This is a genomic window from Mycobacterium sp. Marseille-P9652 (assembly GCF_902652685.1).
In the GTDB taxonomy this organism is placed as follows: Bacteria; Actinomycetota; Actinomycetes; order Mycobacteriales; family Mycobacteriaceae; genus Mycobacterium.
The window spans coordinates 25,475-49,487 of the sequence record NZ_CACRUY010000002.1 but is presented as its reverse complement, the minus strand read 5'-3'; the positions used below and the strand labels follow the sequence as shown (position 1 = coordinate 49,487).

The window sequence follows — 24,013 nt, the reverse complement described above, 5'->3', positions numbered from 1 at the left end:
TGCTCCCCCCACGGTGCTCATATGTGAAATGAATCGTTTGATGGATAATGATGTTTCTGTCGCATAAGTCGAGGTGGTGGCCGTGTCGGGAGACGATTACGAGTGGTTCATCACACTCGCGGAGCTCGAGCACGTCACGGCGGCGGCGGCGCAGCTGCACGTCGCGCAGCCGACGCTGACCCGGATGCTGGCGCGCCTGGAACGCCAGCTCGGCGTCGCGCTGTTCGACCGTCACGGCCGGCGGCTCTCGCTCAACACCTATGGCCGGATCTTCTACGAGCGCGCGCGGCGAGCGCAGTCCGAGCTGGACGCGGCCCGGCGCGCGATCGACGACCTGAGCAATCCCGCGGTGAGCGAGATCCGGCTGGGCTTCCTCGGTTCCTTCGGCGTGGTGGTGGTGCCACGCCTGATCGCCGGGTTCAAGGCGTCCTCACCGCGGGTGACGTTCACGCTCGAAGAGGGGTCCGCGGAGTCGATCGGCGACCTGGTGCAGTCGGGCTCCGTCGACATCGGGGTGGTGTCCCCCCGGCCCCAAGCGCCGACGTTGGCCTGGCGCAGCCTGTTTCGTCAGCGACTCGGCGTGGCGGTCCCCGGCGGCCACCGGCTCGCGCACGAGGCGGCGGTATCGCTGATCGACCTGGCCGACGACGCGATGGTCGCGATGCACCCGGGCTTCGGCATGCGCCGGCTGCTCGACGAGCTCTGTGCCGCGGCGCAATTCCGGCCGCGGATCGTCCTGGAGGCGGCGACTTTGACCACGACGGCCGGCCTCGTCGCCGCCGGACTCGGCGTGAGCCTGCTCCCCATTGACGGCAGCGAGTACGCATCCGGGATCACCGTGCTGCCGCTGGCCGACGCGGACGCCTATCGCGACGTGGGAATGATCTGGCATTCCGGTCGGCCGCTGTCCCGCCCCGCCCGGGACTTCATCGCGTCGGCCGCGGCCGTGCAGCGGCAACGACCCACTGCTGAGGACGGGGTGAAGGCGCGGCGCCGACGTTGACGGACGGGGTCAACGGACGGACAGTTCGGACCGCCTCAACCGCTCCTCCAAACGCCCCTTGAGGACGGCGACGCGCAGTAATTGGATCGTGAGGTTGAGTGAACCCAGCATCGGGAACAAGCCGATATAGATTCGCAGGGAATGGATTCCGTGCAATTCGATGCTCCCCAACACATAAAAGCATCCGATGGTGAACACCGCGGCGGGGATGGAAAACGCGAGGAGCGACCGCCGCTCGGCGATGACCTGCGCCGCGACATGCAGCTCCTCATCGGACATCGGCTCACCGCGGCGCAGCTTGGTGAGCGCGCTTCTGAAGCCTCCGATCCGTTCCCCGGTCGGCGTGGGCTGGCGCCGCAGAAGCCGCCCGACGTAGACGAAAGCGCATGCGGCGAAAAAGATCTCCGCAAGGGCAGCGATCACCATGAGCTCGGCCAACACGCTCATCGGCTTCCGCTTCCTGGCGAACGCCCCCCAGCCATCGTCCGCGAGGGCGATGCGAAGGTGACTGCGGGGTCTCCGTCCTCCCAAAGCAGCAGTTGACGAACGGCCGCGCGGGGCCCATACGGGCGGAGCATGGTGCTGGCAGGCCGGGGCCGAACGCGCTGCGGCCACCAGAACCACCGCCCAAGCAGCGCGGCGATCGACGGTGTCATGAAGGCTCGCACGATCAGCGTGTCGAACAACAACCCGAGGGCGATCGTCGTCCCGATCTGGCCCAGCACCAACAGGGTGGCGAACGCGAACGAGGACATGGTGAAAGCGAAGACGAGCCCCGCGGCGGTCACCACGGCCCCGCTGCCGGCCATTCCCCGGATGATCCCGGTGTTCAGCCCGGCGCGGATTTCCTCCTTGAACCTCGAAATGAGCAGGAGGTTGTAGTCAGATCCCACGGCCAACAAGATGATCACGGACAGCGCAAGGCAGATCCAATACAACTTGATCCCGATGATGTCCTGCCAGAGCAGAACGGACAGGCCGAAGGACGCACCCAGCGACAGCGCCACGGTGCCCACGATGACGATCGCGGCCACCAGACTGCGGGTGATGATCACCATGATCGCGAGGATGAGACTCAGCGCGGAGATGCCAACGATCATCAGGTCGTACTTCGCGCCGTCCGCGATGTCCTTGTAGGTCGCGGCCGTGCCGGCGAGGTAGATGTTGGAGTCGCCGAGCGGCGTGTTCTTGACCGCCAGCTTCGCCGCATTGGTGATCGGGTCGATGTGCGAAATCCCTTCGGGCGTCGCCGGATCGCCCTCATGGGTGATGATCATGCGCGCCGCTTTCCCGTCAGAAGAGAGAAAGAGTTTGAGCCCGCGCTTGAACTCGGGGTTGTCAAACGCCTCGGGCGGCAGAAAGAAGGAATCGTCGTTCTTGGCGGCGTCATACGCCTGCCCCAGGGCGGTCGCGGTGTCCGTGTTCGCCCTCGTCTGGGCGTTGATTCCAAAGTTGGTCGCGAAGTTGGAGAGCGTGAGGCCAAGGTTCTTTTCTTGGTCGGCGATCTGCGGCGGCAGCAGCGCCACCAGCTTCTGTTGACCCGCGTCCAGCTTGTCCAGGCTGGCGGTGAGCGTCGCGAACTGTTCGCTCAGCTGGTCGATGCCGTCCAGCGCGTCGAAAAGTGACCGGAACGCATAGCAGACGGGGATGTCGTAGCAATGCCGTTCCCAGTAGAAGTAGCTGCGGATCGGCCGAAAGAAGTCATCGAAGTTCGCGATCTTGTCGCGCAGGTCGGTGATGATGGCGACGGTGTCGTGGAAGCCTTGCGTTTCCTCGTTCGTCGAAGCCGCGAGATCCTTCTGCAGCGCGTACTGCCGGTTGAGGATGCTGATGGTATCCCTCAGGGTGTCGGCCTGCTTCCGGATGTCCTCGGCGCGGTCCTTCTGATATTGCAGGTTCTCGACGCTGCCGAGGCTGCCGGCGCTGATCTGGAAGGCGAGGGAGGTGTGCTCGAGCGGTGTCCCCAACGGCCTGGTCATGGACTGCACTTGGGCGATGCCGGGCAGGTGGGCGATCGCCTTCGCCACCCGTTCGAGATTGATCATGTCGGCCGGATTGCGCATGTCGTGGTCGGTCTCGATCATCAGCAGCTCGGGGTTGAGCCGGGCCTGTGAGAAGTGCCGCTCCGCGGCCGCATACCCGACGTTGGCGGGCGCACTGGCCGGAATGTAGCGCCGCGCATCGTAATTCGTCTGATACCCCGGCAGCGCGAGCAGACCGATCAGGGCGACCCCGATCGCCACCACCAAAATCGGTCCGGGCCAGCGCACGATCGCGGTGCCGATGCGCCGCCACCCCCGCGTCGCGACCGGACGTTTCGGGTCGAGCAGCCCGAACAGGCTCGCCACGGTGATGATGGCCGGGGCGAGGGTGAGGGCTGCGGCAAGGGCAACCCCGATGCCGATCGCGGCGGGGATGCCGAGGCTCTGGAAGTAGTTCAGCCGGGTGAAACGCAGACACAACACCGCGCCCGCCACGGTCAGGCCCGAACCCAGTACGACATGGGTGGTGCCGCGATACATGGTGTAGTAAGCGGTTTCGCGATCCTGGCCTTCGTGACGCGCCTCGTGATACCGGCCGACGAAGAAGATCGCATAGTCGGTGCCCGCGGCGATCACCAGCAGCGTCAGCAGATTGGTGGCGTACGTCGACAACCCGATCAATCCGGCATTGCCCAGGAAAGCGACGATGCCTCGGGCGGCGGCCATTTCGACGATCACCGTGACCAGGACCAGGAGTGCCGTCACCGACCGGTACACCCACAACAACATCCCCAAGATCACCAGGACGGTGATCACGGTGACCTTGAAGATGCCCTTGCTGCCCACCTCGAACTGATCGGTGACCAGCGGCGCCGCGCCGGTGACGTAGGCCTTGACCCCGGCGGGTGGCGGCGTCTGCCCCACGACCTTGCGGACGGCGTCGACCGACTCGTTGGCCAACTCGTCGCCTTGGTTGCCGGCGAGATACACCTGCACGTAAGCGGCTTTGCCGTCCTTGCTTTGCGAGCCCGCCGCCGTCAGGGGATCGCCCCAGAAGTCCTGGACGTGCTCGACGTGCTTCGGATCACGCTCGAGTTTACGCACCAGGGCGTCGTAGAAGCGGTGAGCGTCGTCACCGAGCGGCTTGTCACCCTCGAGAACGATCATCGCCGAACTGTCGGAATCGAATTCGTGGAACACCTTGCCGATGTGGCGCATGGCTTGGAACGACGGCGCGTCCGGGGTATTGAGCGAGACGTTGTGCGCTTTGGCCACGTCCTCGAGGTTGGGCACCGCGATGTTCGACACGGCCGCCAGTCCCACCCACACGAGCAGAATCGGCACGCAGAGCCGGCGGATCGCGGCCGCCAGCGCGGGCCGCGGGGCGCCTTCCTCGGTCATGCCGATTTCACCAGGCAGAAGGTGTACGCGTTCACTTCGTTGACGACCCTTTCGTCCTTCACCTCGCCGTCCACCAGGATGCGACAGCCTAGAGACCTGCTATTTCCCTGTGCCACAACATTTGTGAAGGCACCGGGCTGGGTGGTCACCATGGTCAGCGTCCAGGGCAAGGTCGCGTTCATGACTTGCTGCGGTTGCACGTTGATGTCGACGTAGTTGATCGTCGCCGTCGCATTCGCATCACCGAAGACCTCGAGCGTGATGCGCTTGGGGTTGAAGGGCTCGGTCTGCTCGGACAGGCCGCCGCCGGCCGAGGTGTTGTGGTGCGAGCCGAAGACTCCGTGCAGGCGATACACGCAGAACGCCGCCACCGCCGCCACGACGACGACCACCAGCAGGGGCCACCATCGCCTGGCCACGCTCGCCGGAGAATACGTTCTCACCGTTGGCATTTCGCGTTCCGTCCTATCCGGCGTCGCGTCCTGGTTACAAGCGACCGGCGACACCCGTCGAGCCGCGAGTGGCGACTTGCCTGTCGCACACTGGCTTCCCCGCTATCCGTGCGCTAGAGTTGGACGCATAAGGAATTCTGCGGCCGTAGAATTCCAGTGTCAAGCGGTAGGCGGAATTCTTGGTCAAACGCAGTCACTCCGGCCGACGGCCGGGGCCAACCGCCACGCAAGCGGCGATCGAGGACAGCGCTCGCAAGCTCTTCGCGGAACACGGCTACGACCGAACCACCGTCCGGCAGGTCGCCAAGAACGCCGGCGTCGACCCTGGCTTGGTGACCTACTTCTTCGGCACCAAGTGGGAACTCTTCTTGGCGGTCGTCGAGCCGGTCGCGGATATGGCCGCGCTGATCGATGGGGTCGTCTCCGGCGACCACGCCACGGCCGGTCGACGGCTTGCCACGGCCATCATCGAGATCCTCGCCGACGAAGCCCGGCGACGATCCATGGTGAGCATGATCCGCGCCGCCACGTCCGAACCGGAAGCCGCGAAGTTGGTACGACAATTCCTGACGTGCAACATACTTCAGCCCATCGCCGAACGACTCGGGGCCGAGGACGCCGCCTACCGAGCCAGCCTGGTGATGTCGCAGATCTCCGGCTACGCCATGGCGAACAGCATCGTGGGCCTCGAACCATTGACGGGTCACCCGCGCGCACGTGTCGCGGCGGATCTGGGCGACACCCTGCAGCGCTATCTGCTCGGGCCGCTTGAGCCCTGACGCGCTCAACGGTCACTGCCGTGTCGCTTTTCCGCTAGTTTTGTCGGCGCCGTGGTGTAACTGTGGAAACGTGCAAGCCGACTTCGACCGCTGCTACCGGGCCGTCCAATCCAAGGATGCCCGGTTCGACGGCTGGTTCGTGACCGCCGTGCTCACCACCGGAATCTACTGCCGGCCCAGCTGTCCCGCGCGGCCGCCGTTCGCGCGCAACGTGCGCTTCTATCCCAGCGCGGCGGCCGCGCAGCGCGCGGGCTTCCGCGCGTGCAAGCGGTGCCGCCCGGACGCCTCACCGGGGTCGCCGGAATGGAACGTGCGCGGCGACGTGGTCGCTCGCGCCATGCGGCTGATCGCCGACGGCACGGTCGACCGGGACGGCGTCGGCGGGCTGGCGGCCCACCTCGGATACACCACGCGACAGTTGGAGCGGCTGCTGCAGGCCGAGGTCGGTGCCGGGCCGCTCGCGCTGGCCCGCGCGCAGCGCGACCAGACCGCCCGTGTGCTGATCGAGACCACGGACCTGCCGTTCGGAGACGTGGCGTTCGCCGCCGGGTTCTCGAGCATCCGCCAGTTCAACGACACCGTGCGACTGGTGTTCGAGGCCACCCCGTCGGCGCTGCGCCGGCGCGCGACGGGTCAGCCGGGTCCGGCGACCGGGGTGCTGACGCTCCGGCTACCGGTGCGCACACCGTTCGCGTACGAGGGCGTCTTCGGCCACCTGGCGGCCACCGCCGTGCCCGGGTGCGAGGAGGTGCGCGGCGGCGCCTACCGCCGCAGCCTGCGACTTCCGCGAGGCACCGCGGTGGTCGCCCTCACCCCGGCCGTCGACCACGTGCGCTGCGCGCTCGTCCTCGACGACTTCCGCGACCTCACCACCGCGATTGCCCGTTGCCGCCGGCTCCTGGACCTCGACGCCGACCCCGAGGCGGTGGTCGACGCCCTGTCGGGCGACGAGCAGTTGGCCCCGATCGTGAAAAAGGCACCCGGGCAGCGCATTCCGCGCACGGTCGACGAGGCCGAACTGGCCGTGCGGGCGGTGCTCGGCCAGCAGGTGTCGACCAAGGCGGCACGGACTCACGCCGGCCGACTGGTGGCGGCCTACGGGCGTCCGATCCACGATGCCGACGGCGGGCTGACCCACACCTTCCCGTCGGTCGACGAACTGGCCGACATCGATCCCGTCCACCTGGCGGTCCCCAAGGCGAGGCAGCGGACCCTGAGTGCGTTGGTCGGCGGCCTCGCCGACCGGAGCCTCGTGCTGGACGCGGGCAGCGACTGGGATCGCGCCCGCGCGCAGCTGCTCGCGCTGCCCGGCATCGGCCCGTGGACGGCAGAGGTCATCGCGATGCGCGGCCTGGGAGATCCGGACGCCTTTCCCTCGAGCGACCTCGGGCTGCGGCTGGCTGCCGAGGACCTCGGACTCCCGACCGATCAGCGAAGACTGACCGCGCGCAGCGCGCGCTGGCGGCCCTGGCGTTCGTACGCCACCCAGCACTTGTGGACCACCCTCGATCATCCGGTAAACCATTGGCCACCACAGGAGGTCGCGTGATCACCTACCGCACCGTCGACAGCCCCATCGGACCGCTGACCCTGGCGGGCCGGGACTCGGTCCTGACCCACCTGCGCATGGTCGACCAGACCTACGAGCCCAGCCGCGCCGACTGGTCGCCCGACCCAAAGGCGTTCGACGATGTCGTCGAGCAACTCGTCGCCTATTTCGCCGGCGATCTCACCGACTTCGATGTCCGAATCGACCTGCACGGCAGCGAGTTCCAGCGCCGCGTCTGGGCGGCACTGCTGACCATTCCCTACGGGGAGACCCGGTCGTACGGCCAGATCGCCCACCAAATCGGCGCGCCCGGCTCGGCCCGCGCGGTGGGACTGGCCAACGGCCACAATCCCATTGCGATCGTCGTCCCGTGCCATCGCGTCATCGGGGCCGGCGGCAGCCTCACCGACTACGGCGGAGGACTCGATCGGAAGCGGACGCTGCTCGACCTGGAAAAGGGCCGGGCGTCGGCGAACTCCGATTTGACCCTGTTCGATTAGGCCGGCGAACGTCGACTCGTTGCGATATTTAGCCGGAATTTCCGCAACAAGTCGACGTTCGACCGCGTAAGAAATGCAAAAACACCCCCGCTTGCGCGGGGGTGTTTTTGTATATGTTCGGCGGTGTCCTACTTTTCCACCCGGAGGGGCAGTATCATCGGCGCTGACAGGCTTAGCTTCCGGGTTCGGAATGGGACCGGGCGTTTCCCTGTCGCTGTGGCCGCCGTAACTCTATTTAAATTTGTGGGTATCGGTGGGGGGTGTGGTGTCAGAAAGACAGTGGTTGCGATGTGTTTAAGTAAGTTTTCGGCCGGTTAGTGCCAGTTCCCTTCACTCATTGCTGAGCTTCCAGGTCTGGCCTATCAAACCCGTGTTCTGCGGGGGGCCTTATCCCTCTAAAAGGGTGAGAAACCTGATCTTGGAGAAGGTTTCCCGCTTAGATGCTTTCAGCGGTTATCCTGTCCGAACGTGGCTATCCAGCGGTGCTCCTGGTGGAACAACTGGTATACCAGAGGTTCGTCCGTCCCGGTCCTCTCGTACTAGGGACAGGTTTCCTCAAGTTTCTGACGCGCGCGGCGGATAGAGACCGAACTGTCTCACGACGTTCTAAACCCAGCTCGCGTGCCGCTTTAATGGGCGAACAGCCCAACCCTTGGGACCTGCTCCAGCCCCAGGATGCGACGAGCCGACATCGAGGTGCCAAACCATCCCGTCGATATGGACTCTTGGGGAAGATCAGCCTGTTATCCCCGGGGTACCTTTTATCCGTTGAGCGACACCCCTTCCACTCGGGGGTGCCGGATCACTAATCCCGACTTTCGTCCCTGCTTGACTTGTAGGTCTCGCAGTCAAGCTCCCTTGTGCATTTACACTCAACACCTGATTGCCGTCCAGGTTGAGGGAACCTTTGGGCGCCTCCGTTACATTTTAGGAGGCAACCGCCCCAGTTAAACTACCCACCAGGCACTGTCCGTGAACCGGATATACGGTTCGACGTTAGGTGTCCAATACGATCAGAGTGGTATTTCAACAACGACTCCGCCCCAACTGGCGTTGGGGTTTCACAGTCTCCCACCTATCCTACACAAACCGTACCGAACACCAATACCAAGTTGTAGTGAAGGTCCCGGGGTCTTTTCGTCCTGCCGCGCGTAACGAGCATCTTTACTCGTAGTGCAATTTCGCCGAGTCTATGGTTGAGACAGTTGAGAAGTCGTTACGCCATTCGTGCAGGTCGGAACTTACCCGACAAGGAATTTCGCTACCTTAGGATGGTTATAGTTACCACCGCCGTTTACTGGGGCTTAAATTCTCCGCTTCACCTTACGGTTAACGGGTCCTCTTAACCTTCCAGCACCGGGCAGGCGTCAGTCCGTATACATCGTCTTGCGACTTCGCACGGACCTGTGTTTTTAGTAAACAGTCGCTTCTCACTGGTTTCTGCGACCGGATCCCGCTCCCAGCGCAGGCTGTTCACGGTGTTCCGGTCCCCCTTCTCCCGAAGTTACGGGGGCATTTTGCCGAGTTCCTTAACCATAGTTATCTCGTACGCCTCGGTATGCTCTACCTGACCACCTGTGTCGGTTTGGGGTACGGGCCGTGTGTGTGCTCGCTAGAGGCTTTTCTTGGCAGCAGAGGCTCACCGAATTCGCCTCAATCGGCTATGCATCACCTCTCAGGAATATGAGCGACGGATTTGCCTATCGCTCTCCCTACAGGTTTGCCCCAGTGTTACCACTGACTGGTACGGCTACCTTCCTGCGTCACCCCATCGCTTGACTACTACCAGCGAAGGTCCCATGCAGCCGGCGATCCTCGCACCCCGAAGGGATTGATAGACCACCTTTTGGATGGTTAGTACCGCTGATTCGTCAGGGACGCCCACACACGGGTACGGGAATATCAACCCGTTGTCCATCGACTACGCCTGTCGGCCTCGCCTTAGGTCCCGACTCACCCTGGGCGGACTGGCCTGGCCCAGGAACCCTTGGTCTTACGGCGGGCAAGGTTCTCACTTGCCTTATCGCTACTCATGCCTGCATTCTCACTCCCCCACCCTCCACCACCGGTCACCCGATGGCTTCGCTGAATGGGGGACGCTCCCCTACCCAACCTTGCGGTTGCCGCGGCTTCGGCGGTGTGCTTGAGCCCCGCTACATTATCGGCGCACAATCACTTGACCAGTGAGCTATTACGCACTCTTTCAAGGGTGGCTGCTTCTAAGCCAACCTCCTGGTTGTCTTTGCGACTGCACATCCTTTTCCACTTAGCACACGCTTAGGGGCCTTAGCCGGCGATCTGGGCTGTTTCCCTTTCGACGTACGGAGCTTATCCCCCGCCGTCTCACTGCCACGCTATACACCACGGCATTCGGAGTTTGGCTGACGTCAGTAACCTAGTAGGGCCCATCGGCCATCCAGTAGCTCTACCTCCGTGGTGAAACACGCAACGCTGCACCTAAATGCATTTCGGGGAGAACCAGCTATCACGGAGTTTGATTGGCCTTTCACCCCTACCCACAGCTCATCCCCTCAGTCTTCAACCTAAGTGGGTTCGGGCCTCCACGCGGTCTTACCCGCGCTTCACCCTGGCCATGGGTAGATCACTCCGCTTCGGGTCCAGAACATGCCACTACACCCCAAAGGGGATGCGCCCTATTCAGACTCGCTTTCGCTGCGGCTACCCCTCACGGGTTAACCTCGCGACATGTCCCTGACTCGCAGGCTCATTCTTCAAAAGGCACGCCATCACCCCACGAGGAGGCTCTGACGGGTTGTAGGCACACGGTTTCAGGTACTCTTTCACTCCCCTCCCGGGGTACTTTTCACCATTCCCTCACGGTACTAATCCGCTATCGGTCATCGAGAAGTATTTAGGCTTACCGGGTGGTCCCGGCAGATTCACAGCAGATTCCACGGGCCCGCTGCTACTCGGGAGTTGATACGAGGTAGGTGCCGGGTTTTCGCGTACCGGGCTTTCACCGTCTGCGGCGGACCGTCCCAGGCCACTTCCGCTAACCACGACACTTTCTGACTACCCCTCAGCCAGGTAGAGCTGAGATGTATCAATCCCACGACCCCGCACACACAACCCCTACCCGGTTACACATGTGAGCGGTTTAGCCTGTTCCGCGTTCGCTCGCCACTACTGACGGAATCACAATTGTTTTCTCTTCCTACGGGTACTGAGATGTTTCACTTCCCCGCGTTACCTCCCGCACCCTATATATTCAGATGCGGGTAACACGACATCACTCGTGCTGGGTTTCCCCATTCGGAAATCCTCGGATCAACGCTCGGTTGACAGCTCCCCGAGGCATATCGCAGCCTCCCACGTCCTTCATCGGCTCTCGATGCCAAGGCATCCACCATGCGCCCTTAAGAACTTACTTTCACACAAAAATCAGAAGAAATTACACAAATGAACACGTGCCACGAGGGCAGCGCGTCCATTAGATGCTCGCAACCACTATCCAATAATCAAACACCACACCCCACCACCAAGATGGGGAGACTCCACGCGGACTGGCCGAGTGTTGCCTCAGGGCCCAATAGTGTGTCTGGCTTTCGCTTGTTGTCGTGCACCCGGCCCCGCCCACTACAGGCGAAGGCCCCTCACGGCTCACACCCCACCAATTGGGGTGTTTTTCGTGGTGCTCCTTAGAAAGGAGGTGATCCAGCCGCACCTTCCGGTACGGCTACCTTGTTACGACTTCGTCCCAATCGCCGATCCCACCTTCGACAGCTCCCTCCCAAAGGGTTAGGCCACTGGCTTCGGGTGTTACCGACTTTCATGACGTGACGGGCGGTGTGTACAAGGCCCGGGAACGTATTCACCGCAGCGTTGCTGATCTGCGATTACTAGCGACTCCGACTTCACGGGGTCGAGTTGCAGACCCCGATCCGAACTGAGACCGGCTTTAAAAGGATTCGCTTAACCTTACGGCATCGCAGCCCTTTGTACCGGCCATTGTAGCATGTGTGAAGCCCTGGACATAAGGGGCATGATGACTTGACGTCATCCCCACCTTCCTCCGAGTTGACCCCGGCAGTCTCTCACGAGTCCCCGGCATTACCCGCTGGCAACATGAGACAAGGGTTGCGCTCGTTGCGGGACTTAACCCAACATCTCACGACACGAGCTGACGACAGCCATGCACCACCTGCACACAGGCCACAAGGGAACGCCTATCTCTAGACGCGTCCTGTGCATGTCAAACCCAGGTAAGGTTCTTCGCGTTGCATCGAATTAATCCACATGCTCCGCCGCTTGTGCGGGCCCCCGTCAATTCCTTTGAGTTTTAGCCTTGCGGCCGTACTCCCCAGGCGGGGTACTTAATGCGTTAGCTACGGCACGGATCCCAAGGAAGGAAACCCACACCTAGTACCCACCGTTTACGGCGTGGACTACCAGGGTATCTAATCCTGTTCGCTCCCCACGCTTTCGCTCCTCAGCGTCAGTTACTGCCCAGAGACCCGCCTTCGCCACCGGTGTTCCTCCTGATATCTGCGCATTCCACCGCTACACCAGGAATTCCAGTCTCCCCTGCAGTACTCTAGTCTGCCCGTATCGCCCGCACGCTCACAGTTAAGCCGTGAGATTTCACGAACAACGCGACAAACCACCTACGAGCTCTTTACGCCCAGTAATTCCGGACAACGCTCGCACCCTACGTATTACCGCGGCTGCTGGCACGTAGTTGGCCGGTGCTTCTTCTGCAGGTACCGTCACTTGCGCTTCGTCCCTGCTGAAAGAGGTTTACAACCCGAAGGCCGTCATCCCCCACGCGGCGTCGCTGCATCAGGCTTGCGCCCATTGTGCAATATTCCCCACTGCTGCCTCCCGTAGGAGTCTGGGCCGTATCTCAGTCCCAGTGTGGCCGGACACCCTCTCAGGCCGGCTACCCGTCGTCGCCTTGGTAGGCCATCACCCCACCAACAAGCTGATAGGCCGCGGGCCCATCCCACACCGCAAAAGCTTTCCACCACAAGGCATGCGCCTCGAGGTCCTATCCGGTATTAGACCCAGTTTCCCAGGCTTATCCCGAAGTGCAGGGCAGATTGCCCACGTGTTACTCACCCGTTCGCCACTCGAGTACCCCCGAAGGGGCCTTTCCGTTCGACTTGCATGTGTTAAGCACGCCGCCAGCGTTCGTCCTGAGCCAGGATCAAACTCTCCAAACAAAAACTCCTCGAGAACGAGGTGATTTCAAATCAGAGAAAATCTGACCTAACAAAAAGACGCCATTAACTGGCATCAAAACGGCCATACCCACACACGGGGAGTGCTAGGCATGGCCAAAAAAACAACAACAAACTTATTAACCAAACACACTATTGAGTTCTCAAACAACACTTGTTCCGCCCGCTTCGGGGCAACCCTGCCAGCTTAATACCGTTCTGGCAGAGGCGTCAAGCCCCAGTTTTGGTCATCTCCTTGGAGGGTGACCGCTTCGGGGCAGCCGTGCCAGGCTAGTACCGATCCGGTAGGGAAGTCAAGCCCCGGTTGAGACCACCTGCGAGAGGCGACCGCCCTTGTGGGGCATTGACTTTGAACACTGTACCCGCTCGGTCTCGGCTCCCAAAATCGCCGGGTTTTGGCGGCTGATCTCGGGTGGTCGCGGGGCCCGAAAATGGGGCCGCCCGACCGGGGTACGAGGTAGTCAACAGCCGGTTCGACGGATTTGTTCCGGCCCCCGGCCTGGCAGGTACGTCAGGGGGATTCGACCGGCGGGCGTCGGGCGAGGCTACCCGCCCACCCGCTCGATCTCGGCCCCGAGACTGACCAGGTTCTCCACGAACAGCGGGTAGCCGCGGTCGATGTGGAAGACGTCGTGCACCTCGGTCTCGCCGTCGGCTACCAGGCCCGCCAGCACCAGGCCGGCGCCGGCCCGGATGTCGGAGCACCACACCGGCGCGCTCGACAGTTGCGGCAGCCCGCGCACCACCGCGTGGTGACCGTCGGTGCGGGCGTCGGCGCCGAGGCGGATCATCTCCTCGACGAACCGGAACCGCGCCTCGAAGACGTTTTCGGTGACCATCGAGGTGCCGTCGGCGATGGACGCCAGCGCGATCGCCATCGGCTGCAGGTCGGTGGGGAAGCCGGGAAACGGCAGCGTCGCGACGTTGACGGCCTTGGGCCGCTCGTACTGGACGACGCGGAAGCTGTTGTCCGTCTGGGTGACGGTGGCGCCGGCGTCGTGCAGCTTGTGCAGCACCACCTGCAGGTGGGCCGGGTCCACCCCGGTCACGGTGATGTCCCCGCGGGTCATCGCCGCGGCGATGCCCCAGGTGGCGCCGACGATGCGGTCGCCGATCACCCGGTGCTCGGTGGGATGCAGCCGCGGGACGCCGGTGATCGTCATGGTCGGGGATCCCGCGCCCTCGATCTGCGCGCCCATCTGATTGAGCATCGTGCACAGGTCGACCACGTCGGGCTCGCGCGCCGCGTTGTGGATCGTGGTGACGCCCTCGGCGACGACGGCCGCCATCAGGATGTTCTCGGTGGCTCCCACCGAGGGAAACTCCAGCTGGATCTCGGCGCCGCGCAGCGTGTCCGCCTGGGCGACGACGCAGCCGTGCTCGATGTTGCACTGGGCGCCCAACTGCCGAAGGCCCGCCTGGTGCATGTCCAAGGGGCGCGAGCCGATCGCGTCACCGCCGGGCAACGCCACCCTGGCCCGCTTGCACCGCCCGACAAGCGGGCCGAGCACACAGACCGAGGCCCGGAACTGCCGCACCGCGGCGAAGTCCGCGTCGTACTTGGGCTCGTCGGGTGAGGTGATCCGTGCGACGTCGCCGTCGAGCTCGACGGTGGCGCCCAGGCCGCGCAGCACCTCCGCCATCAGCGGCACGTCGAGGATGTCGGGGCAGTTCGTGATCGTGCTGGTGCCCTCGGCCAGCAGTGTTGCGGCCATCAGCTTGAGCACGCTGTTCTTGGCGCCCCCGACTGCGACTTCGCCGGACAACCGGTTGCCGCCGGTCACCACGAATCGCTCAGCCACCCGGGTCAGTTTAGTGAAGGGGTATCGCCTTGTCAGTCAGCTAGGGCCGGGTCATTTCATGCGCCGGGTACGGTTTGCTCATGGCCATCCACCTGACCCGCATCTATACGCGGACCGGCGACGACGGAACGACCGGTCTGAGCGACTTCTCGCGGGTGTCGAAGAACGACCCCCGTCTGGTGGCGTACGCCGACTGTGACGAGGCCAACTCGGCGATCGGCGTGGCGGTCGCGGTCGGGCGACCCGACGAGAAGATCGCCGCGGTGCTCCGGCAGATCCAGAACGACCTGTTCGACGCCGGCGCCGACCTGTCGACCCCGGTGGTGGAGAACCCCCAATATCCGCCGCTGCGCATCACCCAGCCCTACATCGACCGGCTCGAACGCTGGTGCGACGAATACAACGAGCCGCTGCCCGCGCTGAATTCCTTTGTGCTGCCGGGCGGTTCACCGCTGTCGGCGTATCTGCACGTCGCCCGAACCGTGACGCGGCGAGCGGAGCGCTCGGCGTGGGCCGCGGTGCACGCCGCACCCGAAACCACGAGCGCCCTGCCGGCGAAGTACCTCAACCGGCTGTCCGATCTGCTGTTCATCCTTTCCCGGGTGGCCAACCCCGACGGCGACGTGCTCTGGCGGCCGGGCGGCGGCGCGCCGAGCGCCGGCTAGGGAAAGCGTTGCGAGTAAGTGCTTTTTCGGCGCCGACCCTGCGGTGGTGGCGTCGAAACTGCGCCGAGACACTCATCTCCCGGTTTTCGACGCACTGAGCGCAGTCTCGGCGCACCGAGCGCAGGCTCGGGGCTAGTTAGCCGACCGCTAGACGCTGCGGCGGCGCGCACGGGGCGACGGACGGGACTCGAGCCAAGACTGGAACGCGGTCAACGCGCCGCGGTCGAGCGCGAGCTCGTACCCGGGCCGGCGGTCCTGCGTCGTGTCGCGCAACTCCAGGACGACGATCTCGTCGGTCATGATGTCGAACTCGTCGCCCCGCGGCGCGCGCCTGGCCACGATTTCGAGCCCCCGGCGGCTCAGCCGGCGATCCGGCCAGAGCCGGAGGCTCGAGAGCCGGTAGAACGCGGCTTCCCCGCCGCGATAGCGGATCACGCCGTGACGCCAGCCGTGGCCGCCGACCGCGGGGATGTCGCGCATGATTCCCGCCGTGCCGCCCTGCCGCAGCTTCCACAGCCGGAAGCTCAGCGCGATGACGGCCCCCGCCAGCACGACGACGAGCGCGACCATGCCAACCATGGGCGCGCTCATCATCGTTCGGGCGCTGCTAGTCGATCGCGCCGACGGCGCGCAATCGGGCGCGTCCCCGGGCCGCGATGCGGGGATCGTCCGATTCGGAGTCCTCCCGCGCGGCGCTCTCGTCGATGTCGGACTCGAACTCGGCGGACTCGGCCAGGATGGTCACGCCCTCCTCGGTGACCGACAGGAAGCCGCCGTCCACCGCGATCCGCAGGTCGTCCTCGCCCTCGCGTTCGACGCGCACCATGGCGTCGTCGACCAGCTGCGCGACGAGCGGGATGTGCCGCGGCAGGATGCCGATTTCGCCGACGGTGGTGCGGGTGAACAGGAACGTCGCCTCGCCCGACCAGATCTTCCGGTCGACGGCGACTATCTCAACGTTCAATTCCGCCATGTCAGGATTCCAGCTTGGCGCCGAAACTCTCGGCCTTCTTGGCCAAGTCGTCGAGCCCGCCGATCAGGAAGAACGCCTGCTCGGGGATGTGGTCGAACTCGCCCTTGGTCAGGCGGTCGAACGCCTCGATGGTCTCCTTGACCGGCACCGTCGAACCCGGCTGCCCGGTGAACTGCTCGGCCGCCATCATGTTCTGCGACAGGAACCGCTCGATGCGCCGCGCCCGCTGCACCAGCTGCTTGTCCTCCTCGGACAGCTCGTCGATGCCGAGGATGGCGATGATGTCCTGAAGGTCCTTGTAGCGCTGCAGGATTCGGATGACCTCCTGCGCCACGCGGTAGTGCTCGTCGCCGACGACGCTGGGGTCGAGGATCGTCGAGCTGGACGCCAGTGGATCCACCGCGGGGAAGATGCCCTTGGAGAACACCGAACGGGACAGCTCCGTGGTGGCGTCGAGGTGCGCGAACGTGGTCGCGGGCGCCGGGTCGGTGTAGTCGTCAGCGGGCACGTAGACCGCCTGCATCGACGTGATCGAGCGGCCACGGGTCGAGGTGATGCGCTCCTGCAGCTCGCCCATCTCGTCGGCCAGGGTGGGCTGGTATCCCACCGCCGACGGCATCCGGCCGAGCAGCGTGGAGACTTCGGAGCCGGCCTGCGTGAACCGGAAGATGTTGTCGATGAACAGCAGAACGTCCTGGCCGGCCTCGTCGCGGAACCACTCGGCCATCGTCAGCGCCGACAGCGCGACCCGCATACGGGTGCCGGGCGGCTCGTCCATCTGGCCGAACACCAGCGCGGTGTCCTTAAGCACGTCGGCCTCTTTGAGCTCGACCCACAGGTCGTTGCCCTCACGCGTGCGCTCCCCCACGCCGGCGAACACCGACGTACCGCCGAAGTTGCGCGCGATGCGGTTGATCATCTCCTGGATGAGCACCGTCTTGCCCACGCCGGCACCGCCGAACAGGGCGATCTTGCCGCCGCGCACGTACGGGGTGAGCAGGTCGACGACCTTCAGCCCGGTCTCGAGCATCTCCGTGCGGGGCTCGAGGTCCTCGAACGCCGGCGGCTTGCGGTGAATCGACCAGTGGTCGAAGTCCTCGCCGTACCCGGGCTCGTCGAGGCAGTCGCCCAGGGCGTTGAACACGTGGCCCTTGACCTTCTCCCCGACCGGCACCGAGATCGACTTGCCCGAGTCGGTGACCTCGACGCCGCGCACCAGGCCGTCGGTGGGCTGCAACGAGATTGCGCGCACCAGGTTGTCGCCCAGGTGCTGGGCGACCTCGAGCGTCAGCGTCTTCTTCAGGTCCTCGAAGGTGATCTCGGCGTTGAGCGCGTTGAACAGCTCCGGCACGGAGCCGCGCGGGAACTCGACGTCGACGACGGGTCCGGCGATCCGGACGACGCGGCCGCTGGTTTCGCCGTTGCTCGACGACTTGTCGGTCTTCTCGGTCGTTTTGGTAGTAGCAGCCATAATTTTCTTCTTTCCTCGTGTGCTACTCGGCGTCGGCGAGCGCGTTCGCGCCGCCGACGATTTCGCTGATCTCCTGGGTGATCTGGGCCTGCCGCTCGCGGTTCGCCATCAGCGTCAGCTCCTTGATGAGGTCGTCGGCGTTGTCGGTGGCCGACTTCATCGCCCGCTGCCGCGACGCCAGCTCCGACGCCGCGGATTCGAGCAGCGCGGCGTAGACCCGGGTCGTGATGTAGCGCGGCAGCAGCGCGTCGAAAAGCGTTGTCGCGTTTGGCTCGAACGAGTACAGCGTGTGGAGCTCCTCGGTCTCTTCGACGTACTCGACGACCAGCGGGGCCATGCGGTGGGCCACCGCCTGCTGCGACATCATCGACTTGAACTCCGAGTACACGACGTGCAGCTCGTCCACGCCCTGCGCGTCCGACTGCTCGTCGTCGTCATCGCCGACGCCCTTCATGAAGGCGTCGACCAGCGTGGAGGCGATCTCCTGCGCGTTCTCCACCTGGGGCTGCTCGGAGAAGCCGGTCCACGAGTCGGTGATGTCCCAGTTGCGGAACTTGAAGTAGTTCAAGGCCTTCCGGCCCACCGTGTACACGACCGGCGTCTTGCCTTCCTCCCTCAGCAGGGAGAAGAGCTCCTCGGCGCGGCGGAAGATGCTGGAGTTGTACGCCCCGCACAGGCCGCGGTCGGACGACACCACCAGCACCCCGGCCCGCTTCGGCTCGGGTCGTTCGACCAGCAGGGGGTGGTCCAGCGCGGCCTCGGCGGACAGGGTCGTGAGCATCGCGGTGATCTGGAAGGCGTAGGGCCGGGCGGCTTCGAGCCGCGCCTGCGCCTTGCCGATGCGCGATGTCGCGATCATCTCCTGCGCTTTGGTGATCTTCTTGATCGACCCGGCCGAACGAATCCGGCCGCGCAGTTCGCGAAGTGTGGCAGCCATCTTTAGCTACTTCTTGTCCTTCTTGGCGTCCTTGGATTCTTTTTGTTCCTTGGGCTTTTCGCGCTTGACTTGCACCGACTCCTTTTCCAGGTCCTCTTCGTCCATCGCCTCGACGTGCTCGTCGGGCACCACCGAGGCACCGTCGGACGCGGCAAAGCTCTTCTTGAAGTTGTTGATGATCTCCGTGAGCTGGTTCTCGCCCTCCTCGGAGAGCTTCCCGCTGTCGCGGATCCCGGCCAGGAAGCTCTCCTCGGACGCGCGCATGTGGTCGAGCAGCTCGGTCTCGAACCGCCGGACGTCCTCGACGGGCACCGAGTCCAGGTGACCGCCGGTGCCCAGGAAGATGGAGACCACCTGCTCCTCGACGGGCATCGGCTGATACTGCGGCTGCTTGAGCAGCTCGACGAGCCGCTCGCCGCGCTCCAGCTGGGCCTTGGACGTCGCGTCCAGGTCGGAGGCGAACGCCGCGAACGACTCCAGTTCGCGGTACTGGGACAGGTCCAGACGCAGCGAGCCGGCCACTTCCTTCATCGCCTTGATCTGCGCCGCCCCGCCCACGCGGGACACCGAGACACCGACGTTGATGGCCGGCCGCACGCCCTGGTTGAACAGGTCTGACTCCAGGAAGCACTGACCGTCGGTGATCGAGATGACGTTGGTGGGGATGTAGGCCGAGATGTCGTTGGCCTTGGTCTCGATGATCGGCAGGCCGGTCAGCGAGCCGCCACCAAGGTCGTCGGACAGCTTGGCGCAGCGCTCCAGCAGGCGGGAGTGCAGGTAGAAGACGTCGCCCGGGTAGGCCTCGCGGCCGGGCGGGCGGCGCAGCAGCAGCGAGATCGCGCGGTAGGCCTCGGCCTGCTTGCTGAGGTCGTCGAAGACGATCAGCACGTGCTTGCCCTCGTACATCCAGTGCTGCGCGATCGCCGAACCGGTGTACGGCGCAAGCCATTTGAAGCCGGCGGAGTCGGACGCCGGGGCCGCGACGATGGTGGTGTAGTCCATCGCGCCGCCCTCCTCGAGCGCGCGCCGGACCGACGCGATGGTCGTGCCCTTCTGCCCGATGGCCACGTAGACGCAGCGGACCTGCTTCTTCTCGTCGCCCGACTCCCAGTTGCCGCGCTGGTTGAGGATCGTGTCGACGCACACGGCGGTCTTGCCGGTCTTGCGGTCACCGATGATCAGCTGCCGCTGCCCGCGACCGATCGGCGTCATGGCGTCGATGGCCTTGATGCCGGTCTGCAGCGGCTCCTTGACGCTCTGGCGCTGCACCACCGACGGCGCCTGGATCTCGAGCGCGCGGCGGATGTCGGTCTCGATGTCGCCCTGGCCGTCGATGGGGTGCCCCAGCGGGTTGACGACGCGGCCGAGGAACGCGTCGCCGACGGGCACCGACAGCACCTCACCGGTGCGCTTGACCTGTTGGCCCTCTTCGATTTTCTCGAAGTCACCCAGGATCACTGCGCCGATGCTGTGCTCTTCGAGGTTCAGCGCGACGCCCAGGACGCCGCCCGGGAACTCCAGCAGTTCCTGGGTCATGACCGAGGGCAGGCCTTCGACGTGCGCGATGCCGTCACCGGCCTCGATGACCGTACCGACCTCCTCGCGGGCGGTGTCGGAGGTGAAGGAGTCTACGTACTCCTCGATGGCGCCCTGGATGTCCTCAGCGGAGATTGTCAACTCGGCCATGGGTTTTCGTCTTCCTACTTGATCTTTGTTCGCGTCGGTCTTGGTGGTGGGTGCTCGGTGGTCAGTCGGGCAATTGCGCCTCGGCCGCGGCCAGGCGTGACGAGAGGGTCCCGTCGATCACCTCGTCGCCAACGGAGATGAGCAGCCCGCCCAGCACGGCCTCGTCGACCTGCACCTGCGCCGCCACCGGGTGCCCATAGATGCGGCCGAGGACTTCGGTGAGCCGCGAGCGCTGCGCGTCGCTGAGCTCGGCCGCCGCGGTGACCTGCGCGACGACCTCGCCGCGGCGCGCCACGGCGACCCCTGCCAGGAATTGGATTGCCTCGTCGGCGTTCTGGCCCCTCAGCAGTTCGACGGTGTGGGTGAGCAGTTGCAGCACAACCGGGTTGACGCCGCCGCTCGCGCTGTCGAGCACCTTGCGCAGCAGCCCCACCCGTCCCTCCACGGGAACGGAGTAGTCGCCCAGCAGGATCGCCAGCCGCGGCTGCGCGTCGAGTATGCGGGAGAACCGGAACAGCTGGTCCTCGACCTCGTCGACCTTGTCCTCGCGCTCGGCCACCTCGAGCAGCGCCTGCCGGGACACGTGTTCGATGGCGCTGACGAGGTCGGCGTTGGCCGACCAGCGCTCGGAGACCGCGAGGCGCAGGACGTCGAGCGTGGCGTCGCTGACCTTGCCCGACACCAGTCGCTCGATCAGCCGGACCCTGGGCGTCGCGTCCTCGGCGGGCACGGTGAGGTACCGGGTCACCACGATCTCGCGGTCCAGCATCTGGCCTACCGCGACCAGCTCCTCGGACAGCGTCGAAAGGGCTTTGGTGTCAAGGTCTTTGGCCAGGTCTTTGAACCGCTCCGCCAGCTCGGTCACCGCCCTGCGGCTGGCCGAGCGCATCTTGGCCAGCAGCGGGTACGACACCTCGGTGGGCGCCGGGGCCATGGCGTCGAGGTCGTCCAGGAACCGGTCGACGGTGGCCGACCGCTGTTCTGCGTCCGCGACGTAGTTGCGCACCAGTTCGCCCGCCTGGCGAACGGCCTCGTGACCGAGTTCCAGCCGGAGCTGACGGCTCAGCTGCGTCCGCAGCAGCTCCACCTGCCGGTTGCCTTGGGCTTCAATGCGTTCCGCCTCGACGCCGGCCTGGGCGCGCAGCTGCTCGGCGAGTCGGGCCGAGTCGGCCTGCGCCTCCTCGACGATCCGTTCGGCTTCCGACTTGGCGTCCTCCACCGCCCGGCTGTGGGCGGTGGTCGACTCGGTCAGCCGGTCCGCCGCCGCGGACGACTCTTCCAGCTGCCGGCGCACCGTCTCCTGCCGGGTCTTCATCATGCGGCGGATGGGCGGAACGGCGTAGCGCCACACCAGAAACACGATGAGGCCGAATCCCAGCAACTGGCCGAAGAATGTCGACATGCGCGATTACCGCCCCGATTTCGCGGTCGAGGACGTCGTCGCCGCGACGGGGGCGACGTCCACACCCAGGATCCGGCTGGCCAGCGTCGCCGACATGCCCGCGACGTTCGCGCGCAGATCGAGTTCCACGGAGTCCCTCTCCCGCTTCAATTGTTCGGCGGCCCCCTGCAACGTGGACATCACCTGTTGCTCGGCGCGGGCGCGCGCGTCCTCCACCACTTTACGGCCTTCCGCGCGGGCATCGTCGCGCAACGACGACGCCCGAACCCGGGCCTCCTTCAACGCTTCTTCGTAGTCGGCCCGGGCCGCCTCGAACTGCTCGGAGGCCTTCTTGTTGTCGGCCGCGGTCTTGGCGACCAAGGCCTCGCGTTCGCGCAACACCCGCATGATCGGCGGCACGACGAACGTGCCGATGATGATGAGCACGATGAGGAAGATGCCGAGCACGAAGAAGAACGTGCCGTTGGGAACGAGGAAGTTGCTGCCTCCCCCTCCCTCGGATCCCTGGCCTTCGGCCAGGACACTGAGGTGCGCGCTATGCATCACAGGCCCGTCACACCAATTACTTGACTGGCGTGGCGAATACGAACAACGCCATGAAGGCGAGGTTGATGAAGTAGGCAGCCTCGACCAGACCCACCGTGATGAAGAACGGGGTGAACAGTCGGCCCTGCGCCTCGGGCTGCCGGGCGATGCCGGCCACCAGGGCGTTACCCGCGACACCGTCACCGATGCCGGCGCCGATCGCACCGCCGCCCATGATCAGTCCACCGCCGATGAGGGCACCGGCAGCGATAGTGGGGTCCATGCTTTTCCTCCTTTATGTGGTGGCTGTCTGATAGCGGTCTATCAGGCGCCTGTGTTGGTGCGGATCTTGGGCCGCGTCGTGGCGGTTTCAGTCATGGTGTTCCTCCACTTCCATCGACTGGCTGAAGTAGAGGATCGTCAGGATCGAGAAGATGAAGGCCTGGATCGCGCCGACGAAGAGGTCGAACGACTTCCAGATCGCGTTGGGCAACCACATGATGTACCAGGGGAAGAGCGCGATGAGCGCCACCAGGATGCCGCCGGCGAAGATGTTTCCGAAGAGCCGGAGCGACAACGAGATCGGCTTGGCGAGCTCCTCGACCAGGTTGATCGGCGCCAGGAACGCCACGTGGCCCTTCAGCACGGCCAAGGGGTGGCCGACGATCCCGCGCCGCCAGATGCCGGCGACGTGGTAACAGACGAACACAAAAAGGGCCAGCGCCAGAACGTAATTGATGTCGGCGGCCGCGGACTTCAGCAGCTCGGTGGTGTGGCCCGACTTGTCGGTGTACTGCAGGGGCAGAACCGACAACCAGTTGGAGATCAGGATGAACACGAAGATCGTGACCGCCAGGGGCAGCACGAACGGCGCGATCCGCATGCCGATCGCCGCCTCGATCTGGTCGCGCATCTGAATGGTCAGCGCCTCCCAGAACAACTGAACGCCGCTGGGCACGCCCGTCGACGTGATCTTCGCCCGCAGGAAGAAGGCCAGCGCCAGCACGATCACCGCGGCGATCGCGGTCGACAGGACGGTGTCGGTGTTGACGGTCAGGCCGAACCACGTCGCCGTGTTGTGCTGCCCGACCTCGATCTGGGAATCGGCCAAGAAGACTTCAGTCATTCCCTGGGGTCCTTTCCTCGGTCCCGGTGGTGGCCGCGTCGGGGGCCGCCGCCTCGACGGCCACGCCCCCGGCGCGGATCTTCTTCCAGACGGGGATTGCCGTGGTCACGACCAGCAGCACCTGGAACAGCGCCAGCCCGAAGAGCACGCCCAGGCCGGCGGGGCGGAAGACGAAGGCGACGATCAGCGCGAGGACCGTGATGACCGCGAGCCGCGATGCCGAGTTGAGTGCCATGTTCCGCTTCAGGGGGTGGTCGGTCGCGGTGATCGACTCCACCGACCGGCGCACCAGAAGCGCGTTGAGCAAACCGAGGAGCAAGCCGGCGCCGAAGAACACGCCGACCATGAGGTGACCGGACAGCCCCGCGGCGAGCGTCGCCCCCGCCGCGATCACGAGGCAGATCACGAGAAGACGGACGGGGCGGAAAGCAACAGAGGGGAACACCAACGGCGCGTCCTGCGCTGGTGTCGTCACTGCAGCACCTCAATCCCAGGTTGACAAACGGAAACCCCCGATCGACTGATCGGTGGCCCGCCGAGCGTATCGCACGTCACAGCT

At 64.8% G+C, this 24,013-nt stretch carries 19 protein-coding genes and 3 rRNA genes; 5 read left to right on the top strand and 17 right to left on the bottom strand.

Annotated features, from left to right (window positions below; translation table 11 throughout):
- Positions 1-82 precede the first annotated feature (82 nt).
- A complete protein-coding gene (locus GPY60_RS01560; RefSeq protein WP_156685812.1) occupies positions 83-1,003 on the top strand; it encodes a LysR family transcriptional regulator in 921 nt (306 codons plus the stop codon).
- A gap of 9 nt (positions 1,004-1,012) precedes the next feature.
- On the opposite strand, the gene GPY60_RS01555 is transcribed toward GPY60_RS01560, so the two are convergent.
- From GPY60_RS01555 to GPY60_RS01545, 3 genes are read right to left on the bottom strand one after another with little or no spacing between them, the layout of a single operon-like run.
- On the bottom strand, positions 1,013-1,429 hold the full coding sequence (locus tag GPY60_RS01555) for a hypothetical protein (protein ID WP_370462639.1): 417 nt from the start codon (positions 1,427-1,429) through the stop codon (positions 1,013-1,015).
- 17 nt (positions 1,430-1,446) lie between these two features.
- Positions 1,447-4,386 carry an MMPL/RND family transporter gene (locus tag GPY60_RS01550; protein ID WP_156685810.1) on the bottom strand — a complete coding sequence of 980 codons (2,940 nt, stop codon included), beginning with the start codon at positions 4,384-4,386 and terminating at the stop codon, positions 1,447-1,449.
- The gene (locus tag GPY60_RS01545; protein ID WP_156685809.1) at positions 4,383-4,838 is read right to left on the bottom strand and encodes an MmpS family transport accessory protein; all 456 of its coding nucleotides are present in this window, start codon (positions 4,836-4,838) and stop codon (positions 4,383-4,385) included. The genes GPY60_RS01550 and GPY60_RS01545 overlap by 4 nt, the downstream gene beginning before the upstream one ends.
- Before the next feature lie 179 nt (positions 4,839-5,017).
- On the opposite strand from GPY60_RS01545, the gene GPY60_RS01540 reads away from it, so the two are divergent.
- The 3 genes from GPY60_RS01540 (at position 5,018) to GPY60_RS01530 (ending at position 7,666) form a co-directional block, all read left to right on the top strand.
- Positions 5,018-5,617 carry a TetR/AcrR family transcriptional regulator gene (locus tag GPY60_RS01540; RefSeq protein ID WP_156685808.1) on the top strand — a complete coding sequence of 200 codons (600 nt, stop codon included), beginning with the start codon at positions 5,018-5,020 and terminating at the stop codon, positions 5,615-5,617.
- Positions 5,618-5,687: 70 nt separating this feature from the next.
- A complete protein-coding gene (locus GPY60_RS01535) occupies positions 5,688-7,166 on the top strand; it encodes a DNA-3-methyladenine glycosylase 2 family protein (RefSeq protein WP_156685807.1) in 1,479 nt (492 codons plus the stop codon).
- Positions 7,163-7,666, top strand: coding sequence for a methylated-DNA--[protein]-cysteine S-methyltransferase (locus tag GPY60_RS01530; protein ID WP_156685806.1), 504 nt, complete (start codon positions 7,163-7,165; stop codon positions 7,664-7,666). The genes GPY60_RS01535 and GPY60_RS01530 overlap by 4 nt, the downstream gene beginning before the upstream one ends.
- Before the next feature lie 115 nt (positions 7,667-7,781).
- Here GPY60_RS01530 and rrf read toward each other — a convergent pair.
- The 4 genes from rrf to murA all read right to left on the bottom strand — a co-directional run bounded on the left by rrf (position 7,782) and on the right by murA (position 14,669).
- A 5S ribosomal RNA gene (gene rrf / locus GPY60_RS01525) occupies positions 7,782-7,894 on the bottom strand.
- Positions 7,895-7,960: 66 nt separating this feature from the next.
- Positions 7,961-11,057, bottom strand: a 23S ribosomal RNA gene (locus tag GPY60_RS01520).
- Between the two features lie 272 nt (positions 11,058-11,329).
- Positions 11,330-12,849 (bottom strand): 16S ribosomal RNA (locus GPY60_RS01515).
- The 16S, 23S and 5S rRNA genes sit together here, the layout of an rRNA operon.
- A gap of 563 nt (positions 12,850-13,412) precedes the next feature.
- Positions 13,413-14,669, bottom strand: coding sequence for a UDP-N-acetylglucosamine 1-carboxyvinyltransferase (murA, locus tag GPY60_RS01510; RefSeq protein WP_156685805.1), 1,257 nt, complete (start codon positions 14,667-14,669; stop codon positions 13,413-13,415).
- Positions 14,670-14,749: 80 nt separating this feature from the next.
- Between murA and GPY60_RS01505 the strand changes: the two genes are divergently transcribed.
- On the top strand, positions 14,750-15,334 hold the full coding sequence (locus tag GPY60_RS01505; RefSeq protein ID WP_156685804.1) for a cob(I)yrinic acid a,c-diamide adenosyltransferase: 585 nt from the start codon (positions 14,750-14,752) through the stop codon (positions 15,332-15,334).
- A 147-nt stretch (positions 15,335-15,481) separates the two neighbouring features.
- On the opposite strand, the gene GPY60_RS01500 is transcribed toward GPY60_RS01505, so the two are convergent.
- The 10 genes from GPY60_RS01500 to GPY60_RS01455 form a co-directional block, all read right to left on the bottom strand.
- Positions 15,482-15,925 (bottom strand): DUF2550 domain-containing protein, encoded by a 444-nt coding sequence (locus GPY60_RS01500; RefSeq protein ID WP_156685803.1) that lies wholly within the window; start codon positions 15,923-15,925, stop codon positions 15,482-15,484.
- A 16-nt stretch (positions 15,926-15,941) separates the two neighbouring features.
- Complete coding sequence (locus GPY60_RS01495; RefSeq protein WP_156685802.1) at positions 15,942-16,307, bottom strand: F0F1 ATP synthase subunit epsilon; 366 nt, start codon at positions 16,305-16,307, stop codon at positions 15,942-15,944.
- Position 16,308: 1 nt separating this feature from the next.
- Positions 16,309-17,778, bottom strand: a complete 1,470-nt coding sequence (gene atpD, locus GPY60_RS01490) for a F0F1 ATP synthase subunit beta (RefSeq protein ID WP_156685801.1) — start codon at positions 17,776-17,778, stop codon at positions 16,309-16,311.
- Positions 17,779-17,800: 22 nt separating this feature from the next.
- Positions 17,801-18,715 (bottom strand): F0F1 ATP synthase subunit gamma, encoded by a 915-nt coding sequence (locus GPY60_RS01485; protein ID WP_156685800.1) that lies wholly within the window; start codon positions 18,713-18,715, stop codon positions 17,801-17,803.
- A gap of 6 nt (positions 18,716-18,721) precedes the next feature.
- Positions 18,722-20,401 (bottom strand): F0F1 ATP synthase subunit alpha, encoded by a 1,680-nt coding sequence (atpA, locus tag GPY60_RS01480; RefSeq protein WP_156685799.1) that lies wholly within the window; start codon positions 20,399-20,401, stop codon positions 18,722-18,724.
- Positions 20,402-20,462: 61 nt separating this feature from the next.
- A complete protein-coding gene (locus GPY60_RS01475) occupies positions 20,463-21,803 on the bottom strand; it encodes a F0F1 ATP synthase subunit B/delta (RefSeq protein ID WP_156685798.1) in 1,341 nt (446 codons plus the stop codon).
- 6 nt (positions 21,804-21,809) lie between these two features.
- Positions 21,810-22,346, bottom strand: a complete 537-nt coding sequence (locus GPY60_RS01470; protein ID WP_156685797.1) for a F0F1 ATP synthase subunit B — start codon at positions 22,344-22,346, stop codon at positions 21,810-21,812.
- 19 nt (positions 22,347-22,365) lie between these two features.
- Complete coding sequence (locus tag GPY60_RS01465) at positions 22,366-22,611, bottom strand: F0F1 ATP synthase subunit C (protein WP_156685796.1); 246 nt, start codon at positions 22,609-22,611, stop codon at positions 22,366-22,368.
- Between the two features lie 87 nt (positions 22,612-22,698).
- Complete coding sequence (gene atpB, locus GPY60_RS01460) at positions 22,699-23,454, bottom strand: F0F1 ATP synthase subunit A (RefSeq protein WP_156685795.1); 756 nt, start codon at positions 23,452-23,454, stop codon at positions 22,699-22,701.
- A complete protein-coding gene (locus GPY60_RS01455; RefSeq protein WP_156685794.1) occupies positions 23,447-23,929 on the bottom strand; it encodes an ATP synthase subunit I in 483 nt (160 codons plus the stop codon). Before GPY60_RS01455 ends, atpB begins: the two co-directional genes overlap by 8 nt.
- Positions 23,930-24,013: the final 84 nt, after the last annotated feature.